Source organism: Terribacillus aidingensis (genome assembly GCF_040703035.1).
GTDB lineage: Bacteria > Bacillota > Bacilli > Bacillales > Amphibacillaceae > Terribacillus.
Genome location: NZ_CP159996.1, coordinates 2,984,374 through 3,002,226, shown reverse-complemented (window position 1 = coordinate 3,002,226; position 17,853 = coordinate 2,984,374). Strand labels below are relative to the sequence as shown.

Genomic DNA, 17,853 nt, shown 5'->3' with positions numbered 1-17,853 from the left:
GAACATCATGTTCTCCTGTTTTTTTTGTAAAATTATAAGCATTCTAGTTGAAAATAGTAAGAAGGTTACCGATAATAAGTAGGATAGTACATATTCTGAGAGGGGACTTAAGAGATGGAATTCAAAGATAAAGTGGTACTTATTACAGGCGCAGCAGGCGGAATTGGAATCGCAGCTGCTAAGAAATTTGCAGCAGAAGGAGCAAAACTGGCTCTTGTCGATCTTTCACAGGAAGCGCTTGAGAAAGCTGCAGCATCCATTGATGCAGAGAAAATCTTGCTGGCAGCTAATGCTGCGAAAGAAGAAGACGTAATTGATTACGTGCAAAAAACGAAGGAACAGTTCGGACGTATTGATGTGTTCATCAATAACGCTGGTATCAACGGAGAGTTCAAAAATATCGTTGATTCAACTGTCGAAAACTTAGAAAAAGTATTGGCTGTCAACGTTGTAGGCGCCTTCCTTGGATTGAAGCATGTATTGAAAGTAATGACAGAACAGAAGAGCGGCGCTGTCGTGAATACAGCTTCTAACGGCGGCTTGCTTGGCGCTCCAGGCATGAGTGCTTATATTGCTTCAAAACACGCCCTTATCGGAATCAATAAAACGGCAGCTTTGGAAGTAGCGGACTATGGCGTACGTGTCAATGCAGTTGCACCATCTGGTGTAGATACAGCAATGATGCGTTCTATCGAAACGAACGCTGCGCAAGGACATGAAGAAGAAGCTAGAAAAGGCTTTGAAGCAAGTGTACCGATGAAGCGCTATGCTACAGCGGAAGAGATCGCTGATTTGATGCTATTCCTTTCTTCTGAAAAAGCATCATTCATCACTGGTTCTTATTATCGAATCGATGGCGGACAAGGAACAACATCTGCTTAATTTTAAAACACGCCTGTCAAAGGACAGGCGTGTTTTTTATATGCGTGTATAGTGATGGACCTGACTTTACGTGTAGCTCTTCCTTAGCAAGGATAGTTTCTTCCAATTCACGTAAGAATGTTCTAGCTACGCGGGAGAGTGTATTGTTTCCGTGATAGACATAGCCGAAAGAGTAGGTCTGAAAAAATGGCGGAGCAAAATGAAGAAGTGTGATGTCTTTGCTTCTCGAAAGCTCGGCATCGGTCCGGAAAGCATAGTCAAAGCCGATATTGATAGCTGTTTCATTCTCAACCATATTTCGTATTGTTTGTACGTTGTTCGTGGTGAACAGGATATCGTATTGTAGCGATTTGAACTGGCGCATAAATGCCTGGATATAAGCGTCATTATAAAGAACGATCGGCTGCTTAACAAGCATCTCTTCCGTAATCAATTTTTCCTTAGCTAGCGGATGCCGGTTATTGACAGCTGTCACCATATGTCCATCAAGCAGTTTCTTAAAGACAAGATTACGATATTTTTGAACTTCCTTCTCTGTATAAATAACAAGTCCGATATCTACAGCTTCGGCATCAACTTTTCTCATGATACGCTGTGATGTGTTCTCAAATAAAGAAGCTTTAATATTTGGATGAAGCTTGCGGAACTCAGAGAAAAGCTCAACTAAAATTTCCATTGGTCCAGGGAAACTTGCAATCTTCAGCTCTCCATTCAGAGATTCTGTATATGTCTCTGCTTCATCAGTGAATTCCTGCAGTTTCTCTAAGACAGACTCTGCATGCTGTATAAGCTTGCTGCCTTCCTCGGTTGGCGTCGTGCCTGTGCGGGAACGGCGGAAAAGACTGATATTCAACTCTCTTTCCAGGTTGGTAAGTGCTTGGCTCAGTGCTGGGAGAGTGACATGCTGTTCAGCGGCAGCTGCTTTTAACGAGCCTGATCGTGCGATGGCTACTATATATTTCAATTGTTCGATAGTCATGTCGATCCCTCATTCATTTAGTTAAGCAAACGTTTATTTAAGTTAAATAACCCGAAATTTATTATAACATTTTCCAGCAGTATACTAGAAATGTAGAAATAAATGCTGCTAAAAGGGGATGGAACAAATGAAAGCATTACGTTGGCACAATCAGAAAGATGTGAGATTAGAAGAGATTGACGAGCCTGTCATCAAACCGAACCAAGTGAAAATGAAGGTTAAATGGTGCGGTATTTGCGGAAGTGACTTGCACGAATATCTTGGAGGACCGATTTTCATTCCAGTAGATAATCCGCATCCGCTGACTGGTGAAGTGGCTCCAGTGACAATGGGACATGAATTCTCTGGTGAAGTAGTTGAAGTAGGACCAGAAGTGAAAGAATATCAGGTTGGCGATCGTGTTGTTGTAGAACCTATCTTTGCAACACATGGACATCAAGGCGCATATAATTTGGACAAGCAAATGGGATTCCTTGGACTTGCTGGTGGAGGCGGCGGCTTGAGTGAATACGTAGCAGTCGATGAAGAGCTGCTGTTCAAGCTTCCGGATTCTTTAAGCTATGAGCAAGGTGCATTGGTGGAGCCTTCAGCGGTTGCGTTATACGCGGTACGTTCCAGTAAGGTAAAAGCAGGAGACAAAGTAGCTGTATTCGGATGTGGTCCAATCGGTTTGCTTGTTATAGAGGCCTTGAAAGCAGCAGGTGCAACGGAAATTTATGCTGTTGAACTTTCACCGGAACGTCAAGCAAAAGCGGAAGAGTTAGGTGCAATTGTCGTCGATCCAAGCAAGGTGGATGATACAGTTGAGGAAATCAGAAGATTGACAGATGGTGGTGTAGAAGTTGCCTTTGAGGTAACAGGCGTACCAGTGGTCTTGCGTCAGGCGATTCAGTCTACAGATATAGGTGGCGAAACAATGATCGTCAGCATCTGGGAAAAACCAGCTGAAATCATGCCAAATGATATAGTGATTCAGGAGCGTTCTATTAAGGGTATCATTGGTTATCGAGATGTATTCCCGCAAGTGCTTTCCTTAATGGAAAAGGGCTACTTCTCAGCTGAGAAGCTTGTCACAAAGAAAATCAAGCTGGATGAAGTAGTCGAAGAAGGATTCGAGACCTTGATCAAAGAAAAGAACCAAGTGAAGATTCTTGTTCAATCTGAACAAGAATAAAGGAAAAGCGGATGCTTTGGCATCCGCTTTTTTCTTATCTAAAGATTTTATCGATTGCTTCGACATCATCTGCTGATAGTTTGACGTCGAGCGTCTTCAAGTTATTCAGTACTTGTTCAGGACGTTTCGCTCCAGGGATAATCGCATCGATGCTGTCTCGTGTCAGGTACCAAGCGAGCACGACATGAGCAACCTCCGCATCCTTCTTAGAAGCGATATCGCGCAACTGATCAACTTTTTTCAGGTTTTGCTTGAACGTTTCACCTTGGAATAGTGGATCATTCGCGCGCAAATCGTCAAACTTCGTATTTTCGTCGTATTTACCGCCTAGCAAGCCAGATGCAAGCGGGAAGTAAGGTACGAAGGAGATATTATTTTCAGCTGTATACGGTAGAAGATCGTTTTCTGCCCCGCGTTTGAACAGATTATATTCAGACTGCAATACATCTACATAACCATCAATATTCGCTTCTTTCAGCTGTTCGATCGAGAAGTTGGAAACCCCGATGCTTTTGATTTTTCCTTGATCCTTCAATTCCTTCAGCGCACCGACAGCTTCTGCTTTCGGTGTATCTTCGTCAGGGAAGTGGATATAGAACAAATCAATATAATCTGTCTGCAGACGCTTCAATGCGCTATCCACAGATTCCTTCAAGAATTGCGGCGAGTTGTCCATCAGTGTTTCACCATTGATGATTTTGTGGGCTGCTTTCGTTGCGATTACAATGTCATCGCGTTTGCCGCTTTCTTTGATAACCTGACCGACAAGCTCCTCAGATCTTTCCGGACCGTAAATATAAGCTGTATCAAAGAAATTCATCCCATTTTCAATCGCTTGGCGGACAACCTCCTTGCCTTGATCCTCATCTAAGTTTGGATAGAGATTATGGCCTCCGACTGCATTCGTACCGACACCAATCGGGTTAACATACAAACCGGATTTTCCTAATTGTACACGTTCTGTCATTTCTTGCTCAGCTCCTTTTTTATAAGTCTGTCCTAACTGTAGCAAATAGACATGTGTATATGGAAAAGATTTGCTTGCAAAAAAGAAACGGAACAGCATAGCTGTCCCGCATTTTTAGGCATGCGCCTTTTGTTCATTTTCTTCTGTTTGCTGAATCCGCTTCTTCCAAGGCCAGAAAGCCCATTTACCGAGAATCGTTGTGATAGCAGGTACAAGGAAAGGACGGACTAAGAAGGTGTCGAGCAGCACACCTATTGCTGTGATTGTTCCGAAATGGACAAGTATTTGAATAGGCAATGTCGTCAATACAGCAAATGTTGCTGCCAAAATCAGACCGGCAGACGTGATAACACCGCCTGTATGTGCAACACCGTCAGCAATTGCTTGCTTAAGCGGCATCGTTTTACTTCGTTTCCAAATGCTTGAGATCATGAAAATGTTATAGTCTTCTCCAAGCGCAACAATGAACACAAAAGCATACAACGGGATAAAGCCTTGGATTGCTTCAACACCGAATCCGTAGTGCAGGATAAGCCAGCCAAGGCCCAATGCACTAAAGAAGGAGAGTAAAACAGTTGCGACCAAATAGATCGTAGCCGTAATTGATCGCAAATAGGTGAGCAAAAGTAAAGTGATGAAGCCGACAACGATTGGGATAACCCATTTTTCATCATGCTTTGTCACTTGCTGTGTATCATACTGTTCTGCTGTTTGACCACCAATCCAAACACTATCGGCATCTCCGGTTGTATCCGATACGGTTTCCTTTATGTCAGGTATGTGTGCCATTGCTTCATTTGAGTAAGGATTTTCATCCAGTTCAAGCTGGATACGGATCAATTGATCGTCTGACTCTGACTGCTCCGGATCCATTACAGCAGCTGCATAAGGCAACTCTTCCAAAGCGCTCCGGACAGCCTCTGGATCATCTGTCTCAGCAAGGACGGAAACAGGTGCAAGCTCACCAGCATTTACGTGATCTGTCAGTATTTCAAATCCTTCTTTTGACGGCATATCATCTGGGAAGGATGACAGCGTATCATACGTATACGTGATACGGGATGAAATTCCGGCAAGAATTCCAAGTACAACAAGTGTAATGATAGCTATCTTCCATGGGTGGCGAATGACAAGTCTGCCCACGCTATTGCCAATCTTATTGTGCGGTTTCTTCGTACGAACTGGCTTTCCTTTTTCTTTTGCGCGCTTCTCTTGCATATCTTCTGTTCTAGGGATGAACGGGAAGAAGGATGCGCGTCCAATAATAGTGAGCAAAGCTGGCACGAGTGTAAGACTTGCAAGCAGCATAATAAAGATAGCGATTCCGAATGGAATAGCAAAACGATTAATCGATCCATAATCAGCAACAAGTAAGACTAGCATGGCAACGATTACGGTTAATCCACTCATGGCAATTGCTCCGCTCGCAGAGGAGAGGGACCGGACGATTGCTGTCTTCTTGCTCTTTATCTCCCAGAGGTTTTCCCGGAAGCGAGTGATGAGGAATAAGCAGTAATCGGTACCAGCACCAAAGAGCAGTACAGTCATGATTGCAAGTCCCTGTGAATCAAATGAAATCAATTCGGCCTTTCCTAATGCACCAAGGATTGGGCTTATGACTAAATAAGCAAAACCTACACCGATAAGAGGCACAAATGCCAATATCGGAGATCGATAGATAACGAGAAGGAAGATAAGCACAATCAGTACGGTTCCAAATAGAAGTGTCGTATCTCCTTGAGAGAAGAGGCCGACAGCATCAACGGAAATACCGGCAGGACCCGTTGCTCGGACGAGCAGATCGCCGCTATTCAAATCTTGTTCAAATGGATTTTGCGTGAATGCTTCATTTGCTGTATCTTGGATTTTTTCAAGACCAGCTTCGACTGTCTCTGTTGCTGTACCATTATCAAAAAGGATCGGCATGACGAGCGTCGTACCGTCATCGGAAAGCTGTTCTTTTAATGCTGGAAGCGGAATATCCTGGAATGGCGTCACGGTTGCAGCTTCCAAGTCAGCTTCCTGCAAATCAGCGCTGAACTGCTGAATCGACTGCAGGTCTTCATCTGTCAGCCCATCTTCCTGATACCACGTCAGCAAGGCAGGCAGACCGCTGTTGTCAGTGAATTCCTCTTCTATGATACGAGCTGCTTCCTCACTGTTCGTATCGTTCAGGAATGTTTCAGCTTGCTCATCTTCTTGAGAGTTTGCCTGCGGCAAGGTAAGATTTAATACGAGTGCAAGGACAATCCAAGCAGCCAGAATGATCCAGCGCCCAGATTTGCCGCTAATAAAAGCACCTAATTTTTGCATGAATGATCCTCCTAATTAATTTATCAACTGATAAGTTATACCCAAAAAATAAAAGATTATGCACATAATCTTTTATTTTTTCCGGATTCCGTCAAAAAGGATGTCTACAAGCATCTTCGATTTCTTGTCTGCGAATGCACGCCGGGCTTCATGATCCTCCTTGGATGGAGGCAGGAAGGATTTCATCATTTCAAGTACGAAAAATGTCAGCTCCATTGGCGGGGCAGAAGAAATAGAAGATATATCACCTTTTGCGATTCCTTCTGTCAGTGTCTGCATAACCGGATTGAAGTAGCTGCGCATCCACCAGTCTTGAATCGTTTTCCGGTGCTGTTCATCGATCTCGTATTGCAGATCATGAAACATCTGCGTCATGTCACCTTGATGGTTCATAATCATAAAATAGGCTATCTTCCGAATGCGCTCCTTGCTGTCAGCATGATCCTGCAGCACATGTGCCATTGCTTCCTCTGTCTGGACCATGATGGAACGGACAACTTCGAGATAGATGGCCTGTTTATTTGGGAAATGATGATATAACGCTGGCTGTGTAATGCCGCATTCCTCTGCTATCCGGCGAGTTGAAATCGCCCGGTAGCCATGTGTCATGAAAAGCCGTTCAGCTGTCGCAATAATAGTGCGCTGGGTCTGTTCAGCGGAAACTTCTTTTTTTCTAGCCATAATGCCTGCCCTCTTTAATAACTTATCAATTGATAAGTTAACTCATTTTGTTTGAAAAAGCAATGATTGTCTTACTTATTGTAAAATAGAATATAAAAAGGGGGTAGTGATATGGGGAGAAAAGGGTTATTTCTTTCCGTTGCCGGCTTGCTTGGAGGGTACACAGCTATTGTTACGACACTGGTGAACAAGGAACTGCGGAAAATGAAAGCCTTCACGGAGGAAGAGACGATCAGTCGTGAGGTGGAGGCTGGCCGCTACAACAAAGCGGCCTACGATGCACTGCGCAAGGAGGAATTCAGTGTACCTTCAAGTGAGGGGAAGATTTATGGTACACATTATGTAGGAGATCCAGATTCCCGGCATGTCATGGTCATCTCGCATGGAGTAGCAGTTAATAAATATAATAGTATCAAATACATGAACGTATTTCTGGAACTAGGTTTCAACGTTGTATTGTACGATCAACGCAGGCATGGACTTTCCGATGGCAAAAGTATTACGTATGGCTATCAGGAAAGGCACGATCTTGCCCGGGTGATACAGTGGACGAAGGAAAGATATGATTACGATTTGAAGCTTGGTGTGCATGGCGAATCGATGGGTGCAGCAACTGCTCTGCTTTATGCGGGTACAGTGGAGGATGGGGCAGATTTCTATATCGCCGATTGTCCTTACAGTGATTTTGCAGAACAGGTCGCTTACAGGCTGAAAGTCCAATTCCGTCTTCCGCGGCAAGTGTTCCTGCCAGCTGCAGAATTAATCGTGCGTAAATTGGATGGCTATCGTTTCCCGGATGTTTCCCCAATCCATTCTGTTGCGAATATCGAGAAACCGGTTCTCTTTATCAGCAGCTTGCCAGATTCCTATATACCTGTTCAGATGACGAAAGACTTATATGACAGGAAACGAAGTGGGTACAAGCATTTGCATCTGTTCGAAAAGGGTGATCATGCGATGTCGCTTGCCGATAACAAGCAGGAATATGAACAAGTTGTAAAGCAGTTCCTGCAAAATATCAGGATGGAGGCTCAGCCTGTCGGTTGAGCTTTTTTTATGTCGAAATATAGCGTACTATTCTTCTGTGCTATCAATTGCTTTCTATAACCTTAAGATGCTACCATATCAACTGTAAGCGGTTTCCTGTAGTCTATTATCTCGCATCATGACGCTTAGACAAAACTAGAATACAATCTGAGGAGGATTTCTATGAGTCAATTAGCAGCAGGTATGCACGAGAAAGTGGAGCGTTTTCTGAATGGGACGAAGAAGCTGTATATCAATGGGGAGTTCGTGGCAAGTGCAACAGAGAAGACTTTCGATTCGTATAACCCGGCAACGGGCGAAGTACTAGCAACTGTTTATGAAGCTGGATCGGAGGATATCGACCGTGCAGTGAAGGCGGCACGACTTGCATTCGATGAAGGCCCTTGGTCAACAATGACGGCAGCAGAACGAAGCAGAATCATGTATAAGCTGGCGGACTTAATGGAAGAAAATGCAGATGCACTTGCCCAGCTCGAAACATTGGACAATGGGAAACCGATCAGGGAAACGACAAATGCGGATATTCCGCTGGCAATTGAACATATGCGCTATTATGCAGGCTGGTCGACTAAGATCGTCGGACAGACGATTCCTGTTAATGGCCCATATTTCAACTATACAAGACATGAAGCACTAGGCGTGGTGGGGCAGATCATTCCATGGAACTTCCCGCTCTTAATGGCGATGTGGAAGCTCGGAGCAGCACTGGCTACCGGATGTACGGTTGTACTAAAGCCTGCTGAGCAGACGCCATTGTCTGCATTATACTTAGCTGAACTGGCAGAGGAAGCAGGATTCCCTGCTGGTGTCCTCAATATCGTACCAGGTTTCGGGGAAACGGCAGGTCAGCCGCTTGTCGATCATCCGCAGGTTGATAAGATTGCATTCACGGGATCCACAAGCGTCGGGAAACAAATCATGGCGAATGCATCTAAAACACTCAAGCGAGTAACATTGGAGCTTGGCGGAAAATCACCGAATATTGTTTTGCCAGATGCCGATTTGACAAAAGCAATTCCTGGCACATTGAATGGTGTCATGTTCAACCAAGGACAAGTTTGCTGCGCTGGATCGCGTGTTTTCATCCAGAAGAAGCAATTCGATAATGTGATTGCCGACATGGCTTCCCATGCAGAGAAAATCAAGCAGGGTGCTGGTATTCATGCAGATACGGAAATCGGTCCGCTCGTATCATTGGAGCAGCAGGAGCGAGTGCTTGGCTATATCGAGAAGGGGAGAAGTGAGGGAGCAGAGCTGGTCACTGGGGGCGGTAAGCCGCAGGAGCAAGGTTATTTTGTCTCACCGACGATCTTCGCTGATGTCCGTGATGAAATGACGATTGCCAAGGAAGAAATCTTCGGACCAGTCATATCGGCAATGCCTTATGACGATCTGGATGAATTGATTCGTCGCGCAAATGCCAGCGAATACGGACTTGCTGCAGGAGTATGGACGCAAGATGTCACAAAAGCACATTATATTGCAAACCGTCTTCGGGCTGGAACAGTATGGGTGAACTGCTACAATGCTTTCGATGCTGCATCTCCTTTCGGCGGATATAAACAATCCGGTATCGGAAGGGAAATGGGATCTTACGCATTGGATAACTATACGGAAGTAAAGAGTGTTTGGATAGGGATGGAATAATGCTAAACAGCCTGCGCTTAGTAGTGCGGGCTCTTTTAGTGCAAAAAAAAGCATACGCCATAGGCGTATGCTTAAAAGTGTTTACGGTACCATTCAGCAGCTGCTTGAACCTCTGTATGGGTTAGACTATGACCATTACTTTCCCAGTGTATGGATGCATCAGCACCAGTTTCCTTCAGCATTTGCTCAAGCTCTATTGCTTCGGATTTCGGACAGATTGGATCGTTATCTCCTGCTGTGATGAACACAGGTGTTCCTTGCTGCTCTGCAAGTGTGATATTTCGTCTTGGCACCATTGGATGGTGTAAAATTGCGCCTTTGAGTGAACCAGTATAGTGATACAGGAGGCTGGCTGCAATATTAGCACCATTGGAATAACCGATTGCGATAATATTGTCTCGATTGAATTCGTATTTCTTTGCTGCTTCATCAAGGAAGCTGCGCAGTTCTTCTGTCCGGAAAATCAAATCCTCTTCATCGAAAACGCCTTCAGCAAGACGTTTGAAGAAGCGCGGCATGCCATTTTCAGAAACATTTCCCCGGACACTTAACACGGCTGCATCAGGATCGATCAGGTCAGCCAGCGGCAAAAGATCCCTTTCGGTTCCGCCAGTACCGTGCAGCAGCAGGAAGGTCGGCTTGTCTGCTTGTTTAGCAGCTTTGAAGACATGTATCATGTGTGTTCCTCCTTTTATTTGTCAGTCGAAGTACCCTCGGCATACAATCCTAATGTTTTAATATGTTCGATGACTTGAGCTTTTTCATCGTCGTCAAGACCTGCTAAAATGCTGTGAATCGCTTGTTCATGCTTTGGAAAATAATCTTCCATGAAAGCACGTCCTTTTTCGGTCAAAGTTGCGAACGTAATGCGTCGATCCTCTGGGCAGGGACGTCTTCTGATCATTTCTTTTTGAACAAGGCGGTCTACTACATAGCTGATGCTGCTGCTGGATAGCAGTACTTTGCTGCCGATTTTCTGGATCGGCTGATCTCCTTTATGGAATAGCAGTTCCATCACAGCGAATTCCGTCAAATTGATTCCTTGCTTCTTAATATCTTCCTCGACCCTTTTCTTGATGGACTGGAGAGCTCTTGTCAGTACAATGAATAGTTTTAACGATAAGCCTACGTTATCAGTTGCCATAGTCTTTCACGCTTCCTTTTTATCTCGAATTCGAGATAATTATATGAAATAAATGACTGAATGTCAATGATAGGGGAGCCGGAAAAACCGGCTCCATGTTTATTAAGCTTGTTCCTCGAACAGTTTTGCGATTTCTATGATAACCTTTGTTGCTTTTTCCATATTGTCGACGGAGATATATTCGAACTTGCCATGGTAGTTTTCACCGCCTGTAAAGACGTTCGGTGTCGGCAAGCCTTTATAAGAAATTTGGGATCCGTCTGTCGCACCGCGAATTGGTTTGATTACTGGTTCAATGCTTAGGCGCTTCATTGCATTGGATGCAATATCGACGATTTCCATGACAGGTTCAATTTTTTCACGCATATTGTAATATTGATCATGCATATCAAGCTGGATACTCTTGTCGCCGTATTCTGCTTTGATTTCAGCAGTAATTTCTTCGAACAATGCTTTTTTCGCCTCGAATTTGTCCCGGTCATGGTCCCGCAGAATATAATGGAGCTTAGTCTGTTCAACATCTCCTTGAATAGAAAGCAGATGGAAGAAACCTTCGCGTCCTTCTGTATACTCTGGTGCTTCATCTTCTGGCAGCTTGGCATGGAATTCCATCGCGATCTTCATGCTATTGACCATTTTGTTTTTAGCTGTGCCTGGATGCACGTTATTACCATTGAAGATAACTTTGGCTTGAGCACCATTGAAGTTTTCATACTCCAATTCACCTAGAGGACCGCCATCCATTGTATACGCGTATGTAGCGCCGAAAGCTTCTACATCGAATTTATGCGGTCCACGACCGATTTCTTCATCAGGTGTAAAAGCAATTCGGATTTTGCCATGCTTGATTTCAGGATGCTGAATCAAATATTCCATCGCGGTCATGATCTCTGCGATACCAGCTTTATTATCTGCTCCTAGAAGCGTCGTTCCATCTGTCGTCATCAGCGTATGCCCTTTGTAGCCAGGCAATTCTGGAAATTCAGCTGCGGACAAAACGACATCAAGCTTTTCATTGAGCGTGATATCATTTCCGTCAAAGTTCTCGATCACTTGCGGATTGACATTTTTACCAGTGAAATCTGTTGCTGTATCGACGTGTGCCATAAATCCGATAACTGGTATGTCTTTATCTGTTGTGGCCGGCAGTGTTGCCATTACATAGCCATTTTCATCGATTGTGACTTCTTCCATCCCAATCTGTTTCAGCTCATCAACAAGCATATTTGCAAGCTCAAGCTGTCCTGGGGTGGATGGGGTTGTTTCGATGTCTTCATTGGATTGTGTATCCACTTTCGCATATGTAGAAAGTCGGTCGATCAATGTTTGCTTCATTATCTTCATCTCCTTGAAGTTTATATTACTAGTTTAGCATGAAAGGTATACACTGAAACAGATGACGCATGAGTGTATAATAGGGAGAAAAAGAAATTGGGGGAAACGTAATGCATATTGTCGTTGTGGGCGGAGGAATTGCCGGAGCCAGCACAGCCTATCATTTGGCCAGAGCAGGAGCCGAAGTGACGATAGTCGATTCAAAAGCAAAAGGGCAGGCTACTGCTGCTGGAGCAGGTATCATTTCTCCTTGGCTGTCAAAGCGGGTAAGAATCAAACCTTATTTCAGTTTAGCCAAAGCAGGTGCTATCTATTATCCTGAGCTGCTTGAGATGCTGAAAGAGGATGGTCAGAATAATGTAAGTTATAAGCAAGTGGGAGCATTGTATGTGAGTGCAAGTAAGAAGCGGCTGGATGAGCTGGAAAAACTTGCTTATAAACAGCGGGTTGAGACACCGGAAATAGGGGAAATCAGAAGACTGAGTGCAGAAGAGGCGCGGGTTAAATTCCCGCCGCTGCGGGAAGATATGACAGCTCTCTTTCTTGAAGGAGCCGCTCGGGTTGATGGACGGCAGCTGCTTCAAGCTTTACTGGAAGCAGGAGAAGCACGCGGTGTACGGTATGTGCAGGGAGAAGCATCATTGCTCCATGAAGGAAGCAAGGTTACCGGTGTGTGTGTCGACGAGGTAACTATCGAAGCAGATACTGTTGTAGCAGCTGCTGGAGCGTGGATCAATAAACTGCTGGAGCCGGTTAGCATCAAACTGCCGGTAGAGCCGCAAAAAGGGCAGATCATGCATATGCATGTGAATGCCGATACAAGCAACTGGCCCGTCATTCTTCCGAAAAGCAGTCATTATCTGCTCGGTTTCGATGGCGGGAAAGTTGTGGCAGGGGCTACGAGGGAAGTCGGGTCAGGCTACGATACGAAGCTGACTGCGGCCGGCATGCAGGAAGTGGTACGGGAAGCGTTGAAGGTAGCGCCTGGTCTTGCGGATGAGGAAGTGACAGAATTCCGTGTCGGCCTTCGCCCTGCAGGTCCGAACCCTTATCCGATTCTTGGTCCGGTCAAGAATGTGGACGGACTTCATTTGGCTGCTGGATTTGGTCCTGCGGGGCTTAACCTTGCACCGTATTCCGGCAAGCTTGTAGCAGAGGTAATACTTGGACAGACGCAAGGCTTGGATATTACACCGTATTTATTATAAGCTAATAGAACAGCGTATGAGCGGACAGAGGGGAGGAAAGAGATAGCATGTTGCGGAGAAAAAGAGCTTGGATTCTGGGAATTGTCATTTTGGCAATCGGTATCCTGCTCCTCATCGGCAGTCTCTTTTCTTCCGAGATTAGAGCTTTTATGGCAATCGATCAAAGCAACAAACAGCCGGAAATGCCTTACCCGGAAAATGTCGTAACCGTGAAGGATATTGCCTATCCGACCGAGAACTATGACGGCAAATTGGACTTTTATTATCCGGAGGATGCGGAAGGAACGCTTCCGATCGTCATCTATATTCATGGCGGCGGATGGATCGGAGGAGACAAGGAAGCCCAAAATCCATTCACGATGTGGATTGCATCGAAAGGCTATCTTGTTGTGAACGTTAATTACGGGCTGGCACCGGAATATAATTTTCCGACACAGCTTTATCAATTGAATGATGCCATCAGCTTTGCGCTGAGAGAAGCACCCCGTTACCATGGTGATACGGAACAAGTATTCGTCGGCGGAGGATCAGCGGGTGCAAACCTTGCGGGCATGGTCGCTGCAATGGCTACCAACCCAACTACAGAATCTGTAATTGGCGAGAATTCAGCGCTTCAGCCGGAACAGGTTCGGGGTACATTGCTTTACAATGGGGTATTGAATCTTGAAGAAGCCCAGCAAACGGGTTTCAGCAATATGACGACATTCCTTTGGTCGTATACAGGAAATAAAAACTATAGCCATGACCCACGACTGCGAGACATGTCTCCGGTATTTCAGATTACGGACGATTATCCTCCTACTTTCATTTCATCCGGTGAGTCTGATAAACTGCATCCCCAAAGTGTGGAAATGGCAGATGAACTGGAGAAGGAAGGGGTGGAAGTGGAAAGGATGTTCTTTGACACTTCCCATCCGGCGGCCGGGCATGAATACCAACGGAAATTATATTTGGAAGAAGCGCAATACAGTTTTGAGCATATGATCAACTTTCTGCAATCACATTCGGAATGACCTCTGGCTAAGCCAGGGGTCATTTTTTCTTCCAATCACCATGGAATTTCCTGTAAAATATCTATATAATTAGAAAATATAGAAAAGGGGGAATACGATGCGATTTAGGGATTTTCATCCAAATATAAAGATAAGGCTTGTGGAATCCTTCGTGTCCAGCTTGATCGGCAGTATGGTAACCCCATTCATGACCATCTACTTAGCAATGCATTTCGGAGCAAAAGTGGCAGGACTGCTGCTTCTTGTCAATGTATTCCTCGGAATCGGGATGTCTTTGCTTGGCGGTTACTTTAGTGATTTATTCGGACGGCGCAAGATCATGCTTATAGCTGAAACACTCCGGCTGGTGGCATTTTTCATGATGATGGTGAGTAATTCACCATGGTTCGAATCAGCTGAGATAACGTATGCAATGATCATGGTGAACAGTATTTGCTGGGGATTGGCTGGACCAGCTAATGACGCCATGCTGATTGATGTCAGTACACCAGATCAGCGACGTTTGATTTATTCTATTGGATATTGGGCTAGTAATTTATCTATCGCCTTAGGTGGTATTGCTGGTGCGTTCATGTTTGAGAACTATTTATTCCAATTATTCATGGCGCTGACGATCGCAGCAGCAGGAACGTTGTTTGTTGTCTATTTCTTTATTACGGAGACGCATTTTCCGGAGAAAGTGGAGATTAAGCCGCTTCAGCACATCACCCAGATTTTCGGCACCTATCAATCGGTCATGCAGGATCGGCTGTTTGTCTGGTTTATTGCAGGCGGGATCCTTGTCCTGAGCATGGAATTCCAGCTGACAAGTTATATCGGAATCCGATTGTCCGAAGAGATGCCGACACAGCAATTTCTGTTTTGGGAAGTGGATGGCGTGAAGATGATGGGCTTTTTGCGGAGTGAGAATACCATTCTGGTTGCTTTGCTTGCCTTATTTGCCGCCAAGCTTATTGTTGGGATGAAGGACAGATTCGTTCTTGTTGCCAGCTGTCTTATCTTTACAATGGGATATGCAGCGCTGACTTTCTCGAATAATATCTGGGTGCTGTTCATCATGATGGCAGTACTAACAATTGGTGAAGTATTCAGAGTGCCAGTGGAGCAGTCCTATATGGCAGCAATTCCGCCGGATGACAAGCGCAGTGCATACATGGCATTCGGTGGTCTTCAGTATAACCTCTCCATGCTGATTGTTTCCTTGACCGTTACGCTCAGCGGATTTCTGTCATCCATCACCATGGGGATATTGCTTACGATGATCGGGCTGGCTGGTACTATCATTATGTATTTGATTACGCCACAGCTTGATATCAGGAAGCTGAATGCCGAGCAAAAGGCAGTGTAGTACGACAGGAGCGGACACAATCGGACAGAAAAGTACATGCATACTATAAAACCAGGGAGGGAGCAGGCTGAAGAGAGGGGCAGAAGAGGTTGGATCCCGAAAAGAAGAGCGAACAAATTTCGCGTGCAGAGCTCTTGGAAATGCAGCTGAAGCTTCGGGGAGATTTCCAACAGGAAATCGACAGTATCAAGGAAGACTTGGTTAGCATCAATGAGAAGCTGCTTCCTTTGGGAAGATGGCTGGAAAACATTGAGAGCCACACTGGAAAGATGGCAGATACCTTGGAAAAGCAAAAGGAAGCACAGGATAAGTTTATGGAAAGGCTATATGAACAGGAGAGGAATATACAAGAACTCCAGTCCAATATGACTTTCAAAAATGAAAAGCTACGTGTCAGTGGTGCTATCTTGATCAGCATCATTTCTGTGCTTGGTGCTGGTTCCGGTGTGGTCATGCTATTTGGAGAACGTTTAGCAGAATTTTTATTTGGTAACTAGTTACAACGAACAACTAGATAGAGGTTTTGCTCCTTCCATAAAAAAAGACGAGGATACTAGTATCCTTGTCTTTTTAATGTGTATGAATATGCGCATGGGAGCCGGCATCATGCTGGCACATGAGTGATTCTTCATGTGTGTGGGCGGCTGTTTCCATTTGGATAGTCACATGACCGATTCCTAAGTGCTCTAGATCATGCTCAATCTTGCGCAGCACGGCCTGACTCTGCTCGATTAGCAAGTCACCTTCCACTACCGCGTGGCAGGAAAGGGCATTCTGGCCGCTGGTAATGCTCCATACATGCAAATCATGAATGGCAATGATACCAGGGGCTTTTTCTATACAATCAATGATCTTAGTCATTTCGACGTTCCGTGGCGTCCCTTCCATGAGTACATGAATGGCATCCTTTGTAACTCGCCAGCCACTTATTATTACTAGGGCGGCTACAATGACACTTGCGACCGGGTCGGCCCAATTCCAACCGAACAGAAGCACGAGCAATGCAGCTGCGATAGCACCGACAGATCCGAGCAAATCCCCGATTACATGTAAGAAGGCTGCGCGTACATTCAGATTTTCACTCGTATCACCTCGCATCAGGATCCAGGCGACTAGAATATTAACAAGAAAACCAATGACAGCAATAATCAGCATACCGCCGGAAGCAATCTCCGCTGGATCTCGGAAACGCTGGACTGCTTCATAGAAAATGTAGAGGGATACAAGGATGAGAGTGACGCCATTGAATAAGGCGGCCAGAATCTCGAATCGCTTATAGCCATATGTTTTACTATAATTAGCTACTCGTTCGCCGAGTATAAATGCAAACAGGCCGACTCCGAGAGATACAGCATCGCTAAGCATATGTCCGGCATCCGACAGCAAGGCAAGGCTGTTCGTAAGAAAACCCCCGATTGCTTCCAGCATCATGAATCCAGCTGTCAGGATAAAACTTATCAGTAAAGCTTTTTTATTCGCATTATGTCCGTGATGGTGGTGATAATCATGTCCATGATCGTGTGCATGTCCGTGTCCCATACATATTCCTCCGGTTTATTAGTTATGGCAGGCGTGGTTGATGGCTTCTGTCAGTAAATCGATGACATGTTTGTCATCGTGGGAATAATAGATCGTCGTGCCTTCCCGCCTCGATTTGACGAGCCGGATTTTCTTCATTGAGCTCAGCTGATGAGAGACGGTGGACTGATGCAGCTCAAGCTTCTCCGCTATTTCATTGACACTGTACTCCTTATCAAGCAGTAAGTGCAGGATTCGGATTCTAGTCGGATCGCCGAGGGCTTTGAAGATTTGCGATACATGTGTCAATCGTTCTTCTGTCAGTTCCGGGTGTGTGTCGTACTTCATATGCAGACGCTCCTCTTATTTGCTTATATGCATATATTAGCATATATAAATACTCTAAGCAAATTCTAATCTTTCTCTTATTTATAAGAATTCTAACAATCTAAAGAGGAGATTAGGATGATAACCAGCTTCTAAACATGTGGTTAGTCACAGGCAGAAAGGGACAGGCAGAAAGTATGGATAGGATGGATTAACTTACAAACATTTTACAAACAAACCTCTATAGAACGACGTTTACTAATATTTTAC

17 protein-coding genes are annotated in these 17,853 nt (G+C 44.9%); 8 read left to right on the top strand and 9 right to left on the bottom strand.

The features are described from left to right. Positions 1 to 114 precede the first annotated feature (114 nt). Positions 115 to 882: a glucose 1-dehydrogenase gene (locus ABXS78_RS15590; RefSeq protein ID WP_366247967.1), complete on the top strand. Its 768-nt coding sequence runs from the start codon at positions 115 to 117 to the stop codon at positions 880 to 882. 16 nt (positions 883 to 898) lie between these two features. Here ABXS78_RS15590 and ABXS78_RS15585 read toward each other — a convergent pair whose 3' ends face one another. Continuing rightward, positions 899 to 1,861, bottom strand: a complete 963-nt coding sequence (locus tag ABXS78_RS15585; protein WP_366247966.1) for a LysR family transcriptional regulator — start codon at positions 1,859 to 1,861, stop codon at positions 899 to 901. A 127-nt stretch (positions 1,862 to 1,988) separates the two neighbouring features. Between ABXS78_RS15585 and ABXS78_RS15580 the strand changes: the two genes are divergently transcribed. Beyond that, positions 1,989 to 3,035 (top strand): 2,3-butanediol dehydrogenase, encoded by a 1,047-nt coding sequence (locus tag ABXS78_RS15580; RefSeq protein WP_095221300.1) that lies wholly within the window; start codon positions 1,989 to 1,991, stop codon positions 3,033 to 3,035. A 34-nt stretch (positions 3,036 to 3,069) separates the two neighbouring features. Here ABXS78_RS15580 and ABXS78_RS15575 read toward each other — a convergent pair whose 3' ends face one another. The 3 genes from ABXS78_RS15575 to ABXS78_RS15565 form a co-directional block, all read right to left on the bottom strand. Continuing rightward, on the bottom strand, positions 3,070 to 4,002 hold the full coding sequence (locus ABXS78_RS15575) for an aldo/keto reductase (protein WP_366247965.1): 933 nt from the start codon (positions 4,000 to 4,002) through the stop codon (positions 3,070 to 3,072). 114 nt (positions 4,003 to 4,116) lie between these two features. Next, a complete protein-coding gene (locus tag ABXS78_RS15570) occupies positions 4,117 to 6,315 on the bottom strand; it encodes an MMPL family transporter (RefSeq protein ID WP_366247964.1) in 2,199 nt (732 codons plus the stop codon). Between the two features lie 72 nt (positions 6,316 to 6,387). Further along, positions 6,388 to 6,996 carry a helix-turn-helix domain-containing protein gene (locus tag ABXS78_RS15565; protein ID WP_366247963.1) on the bottom strand — a complete coding sequence of 203 codons (609 nt, stop codon included), beginning with the start codon at positions 6,994 to 6,996 and terminating at the stop codon, positions 6,388 to 6,390. A 111-nt stretch (positions 6,997 to 7,107) separates the two neighbouring features. On the opposite strand from ABXS78_RS15565, the gene ABXS78_RS15560 reads away from it, so the two are divergent. Both ABXS78_RS15560 and ABXS78_RS15555 read left to right on the top strand, forming a co-directional pair. Next, positions 7,108 to 8,043, top strand: a complete 936-nt coding sequence (locus ABXS78_RS15560; RefSeq protein WP_366247962.1) for an alpha/beta hydrolase — start codon at positions 7,108 to 7,110, stop codon at positions 8,041 to 8,043. A gap of 162 nt (positions 8,044 to 8,205) precedes the next feature. Then, complete coding sequence (locus ABXS78_RS15555; RefSeq protein WP_366247961.1) at positions 8,206 to 9,690, top strand: aldehyde dehydrogenase family protein; 1,485 nt, start codon at positions 8,206 to 8,208, stop codon at positions 9,688 to 9,690. A 71-nt stretch (positions 9,691 to 9,761) separates the two neighbouring features. Here the strand turns inward: ABXS78_RS15555 and ABXS78_RS15550 are convergent, their stop codons facing one another. The 3 genes from ABXS78_RS15550 to pepT form a co-directional block, all read right to left on the bottom strand. Beyond that, positions 9,762 to 10,367, bottom strand: coding sequence for an alpha/beta hydrolase (locus ABXS78_RS15550; protein WP_366247960.1), 606 nt, complete (start codon positions 10,365 to 10,367; stop codon positions 9,762 to 9,764). Positions 10,368 to 10,381: 14 nt separating this feature from the next. Next, positions 10,382 to 10,834, bottom strand: coding sequence for a MarR family transcriptional regulator (locus ABXS78_RS15545; protein ID WP_366247959.1), 453 nt, complete (start codon positions 10,832 to 10,834; stop codon positions 10,382 to 10,384). A gap of 102 nt (positions 10,835 to 10,936) precedes the next feature. Beyond that, positions 10,937 to 12,169, bottom strand: a complete 1,233-nt coding sequence (gene pepT / locus ABXS78_RS15540; protein WP_366247958.1) for a peptidase T — start codon at positions 12,167 to 12,169, stop codon at positions 10,937 to 10,939. Between the two features lie 110 nt (positions 12,170 to 12,279). On the opposite strand from pepT, the gene ABXS78_RS15535 reads away from it, so the two are divergent. The 4 genes from ABXS78_RS15535 to ABXS78_RS15520 all read left to right on the top strand — a co-directional run bounded on the left by ABXS78_RS15535 (position 12,280) and on the right by ABXS78_RS15520 (position 16,235). Further along, positions 12,280 to 13,377, top strand: a complete 1,098-nt coding sequence (locus tag ABXS78_RS15535; protein ID WP_366247957.1) for an FAD-dependent oxidoreductase — start codon at positions 12,280 to 12,282, stop codon at positions 13,375 to 13,377. Positions 13,378 to 13,424: 47 nt separating this feature from the next. Then, entirely contained in the window at positions 13,425 to 14,390 is a 966-nt protein-coding gene (locus ABXS78_RS15530; RefSeq protein WP_366247956.1) for an alpha/beta hydrolase, read from the top strand. Positions 14,391 to 14,487: 97 nt separating this feature from the next. Further along, positions 14,488 to 15,738 carry an MFS transporter gene (locus ABXS78_RS15525; protein ID WP_366247955.1) on the top strand — a complete coding sequence of 417 codons (1,251 nt, stop codon included), beginning with the start codon at positions 14,488 to 14,490 and terminating at the stop codon, positions 15,736 to 15,738. 89 nt (positions 15,739 to 15,827) lie between these two features. Then, the gene (locus ABXS78_RS15520) at positions 15,828 to 16,235 is read left to right on the top strand and encodes a hypothetical protein (RefSeq protein WP_366247954.1); all 408 of its coding nucleotides are present in this window, start codon (positions 15,828 to 15,830) and stop codon (positions 16,233 to 16,235) included. Between the two features lie 73 nt (positions 16,236 to 16,308). Here the strand turns inward: ABXS78_RS15520 and ABXS78_RS15515 are convergent, their stop codons facing one another. Further along, positions 16,309 to 17,277, bottom strand: a complete 969-nt coding sequence (locus tag ABXS78_RS15515) for a cation diffusion facilitator family transporter (RefSeq protein WP_366247953.1) — start codon at positions 17,275 to 17,277, stop codon at positions 16,309 to 16,311. An 18-nt stretch (positions 17,278 to 17,295) separates the two neighbouring features. After that, positions 17,296 to 17,604: a metalloregulator ArsR/SmtB family transcription factor gene (locus ABXS78_RS15510; RefSeq protein ID WP_095221276.1), complete on the bottom strand. Its 309-nt coding sequence runs from the start codon at positions 17,602 to 17,604 to the stop codon at positions 17,296 to 17,298. Between the last annotated feature and the right edge of the window lie 249 nt (positions 17,605 to 17,853).

Excerpts from the sequence above, each read along its gene's own strand:
- ABXS78_RS15590 (WP_366247967.1), top strand. The coding sequence starts at position 115 with ATGGAATTCAAAGATAAAGTGGTACTTATTACAGGCGCAGCAGGCGGA.
- ABXS78_RS15585 (WP_366247966.1), bottom strand. The coding sequence starts at position 1,861 with ATGACTATCGAACAATTGAAATATATAGTAGCCATCGCACGATCAGGC.
- ABXS78_RS15580 (WP_095221300.1), top strand. The coding sequence starts at position 1,989 with ATGAAAGCATTACGTTGGCACAATCAGAAAGATGTGAGATTAGAAGAG.
- ABXS78_RS15575 (WP_366247965.1), bottom strand. The coding sequence starts at position 4,002 with ATGACAGAACGTGTACAATTAGGAAAATCCGGTTTGTATGTTAACCCG.
- ABXS78_RS15570 (WP_366247964.1), bottom strand. The coding sequence starts at position 6,315 with ATGCAAAAATTAGGTGCTTTTATTAGCGGCAAATCTGGGCGCTGGATC.
- ABXS78_RS15565 (WP_366247963.1), bottom strand. The coding sequence starts at position 6,996 with ATGGCTAGAAAAAAAGAAGTTTCCGCTGAACAGACCCAGCGCACTATT.
- ABXS78_RS15560 (WP_366247962.1), top strand. The coding sequence starts at position 7,108 with ATGGGGAGAAAAGGGTTATTTCTTTCCGTTGCCGGCTTGCTTGGAGGG.
- ABXS78_RS15555 (WP_366247961.1), top strand. The coding sequence starts at position 8,206 with ATGAGTCAATTAGCAGCAGGTATGCACGAGAAAGTGGAGCGTTTTCTG.
- ABXS78_RS15550 (WP_366247960.1), bottom strand. The coding sequence starts at position 10,367 with ATGATACATGTCTTCAAAGCTGCTAAACAAGCAGACAAGCCGACCTTC.
- ABXS78_RS15545 (WP_366247959.1), bottom strand. The coding sequence starts at position 10,834 with ATGGCAACTGATAACGTAGGCTTATCGTTAAAACTATTCATTGTACTG.
- pepT (WP_366247958.1), bottom strand. The coding sequence starts at position 12,169 with ATGAAGCAAACATTGATCGACCGACTTTCTACATATGCGAAAGTGGAT.
- ABXS78_RS15535 (WP_366247957.1), top strand. The coding sequence starts at position 12,280 with ATGCATATTGTCGTTGTGGGCGGAGGAATTGCCGGAGCCAGCACAGCC.
- ABXS78_RS15530 (WP_366247956.1), top strand. The coding sequence starts at position 13,425 with ATGTTGCGGAGAAAAAGAGCTTGGATTCTGGGAATTGTCATTTTGGCA.
- ABXS78_RS15525 (WP_366247955.1), top strand. The coding sequence starts at position 14,488 with ATGCGATTTAGGGATTTTCATCCAAATATAAAGATAAGGCTTGTGGAA.
- ABXS78_RS15515 (WP_366247953.1), bottom strand. The coding sequence starts at position 17,277 with ATGGGACACGGACATGCACACGATCATGGACATGATTATCACCACCAT.
- ABXS78_RS15510 (WP_095221276.1), bottom strand. The coding sequence starts at position 17,604 with ATGAAGTACGACACACACCCGGAACTGACAGAAGAACGATTGACACAT.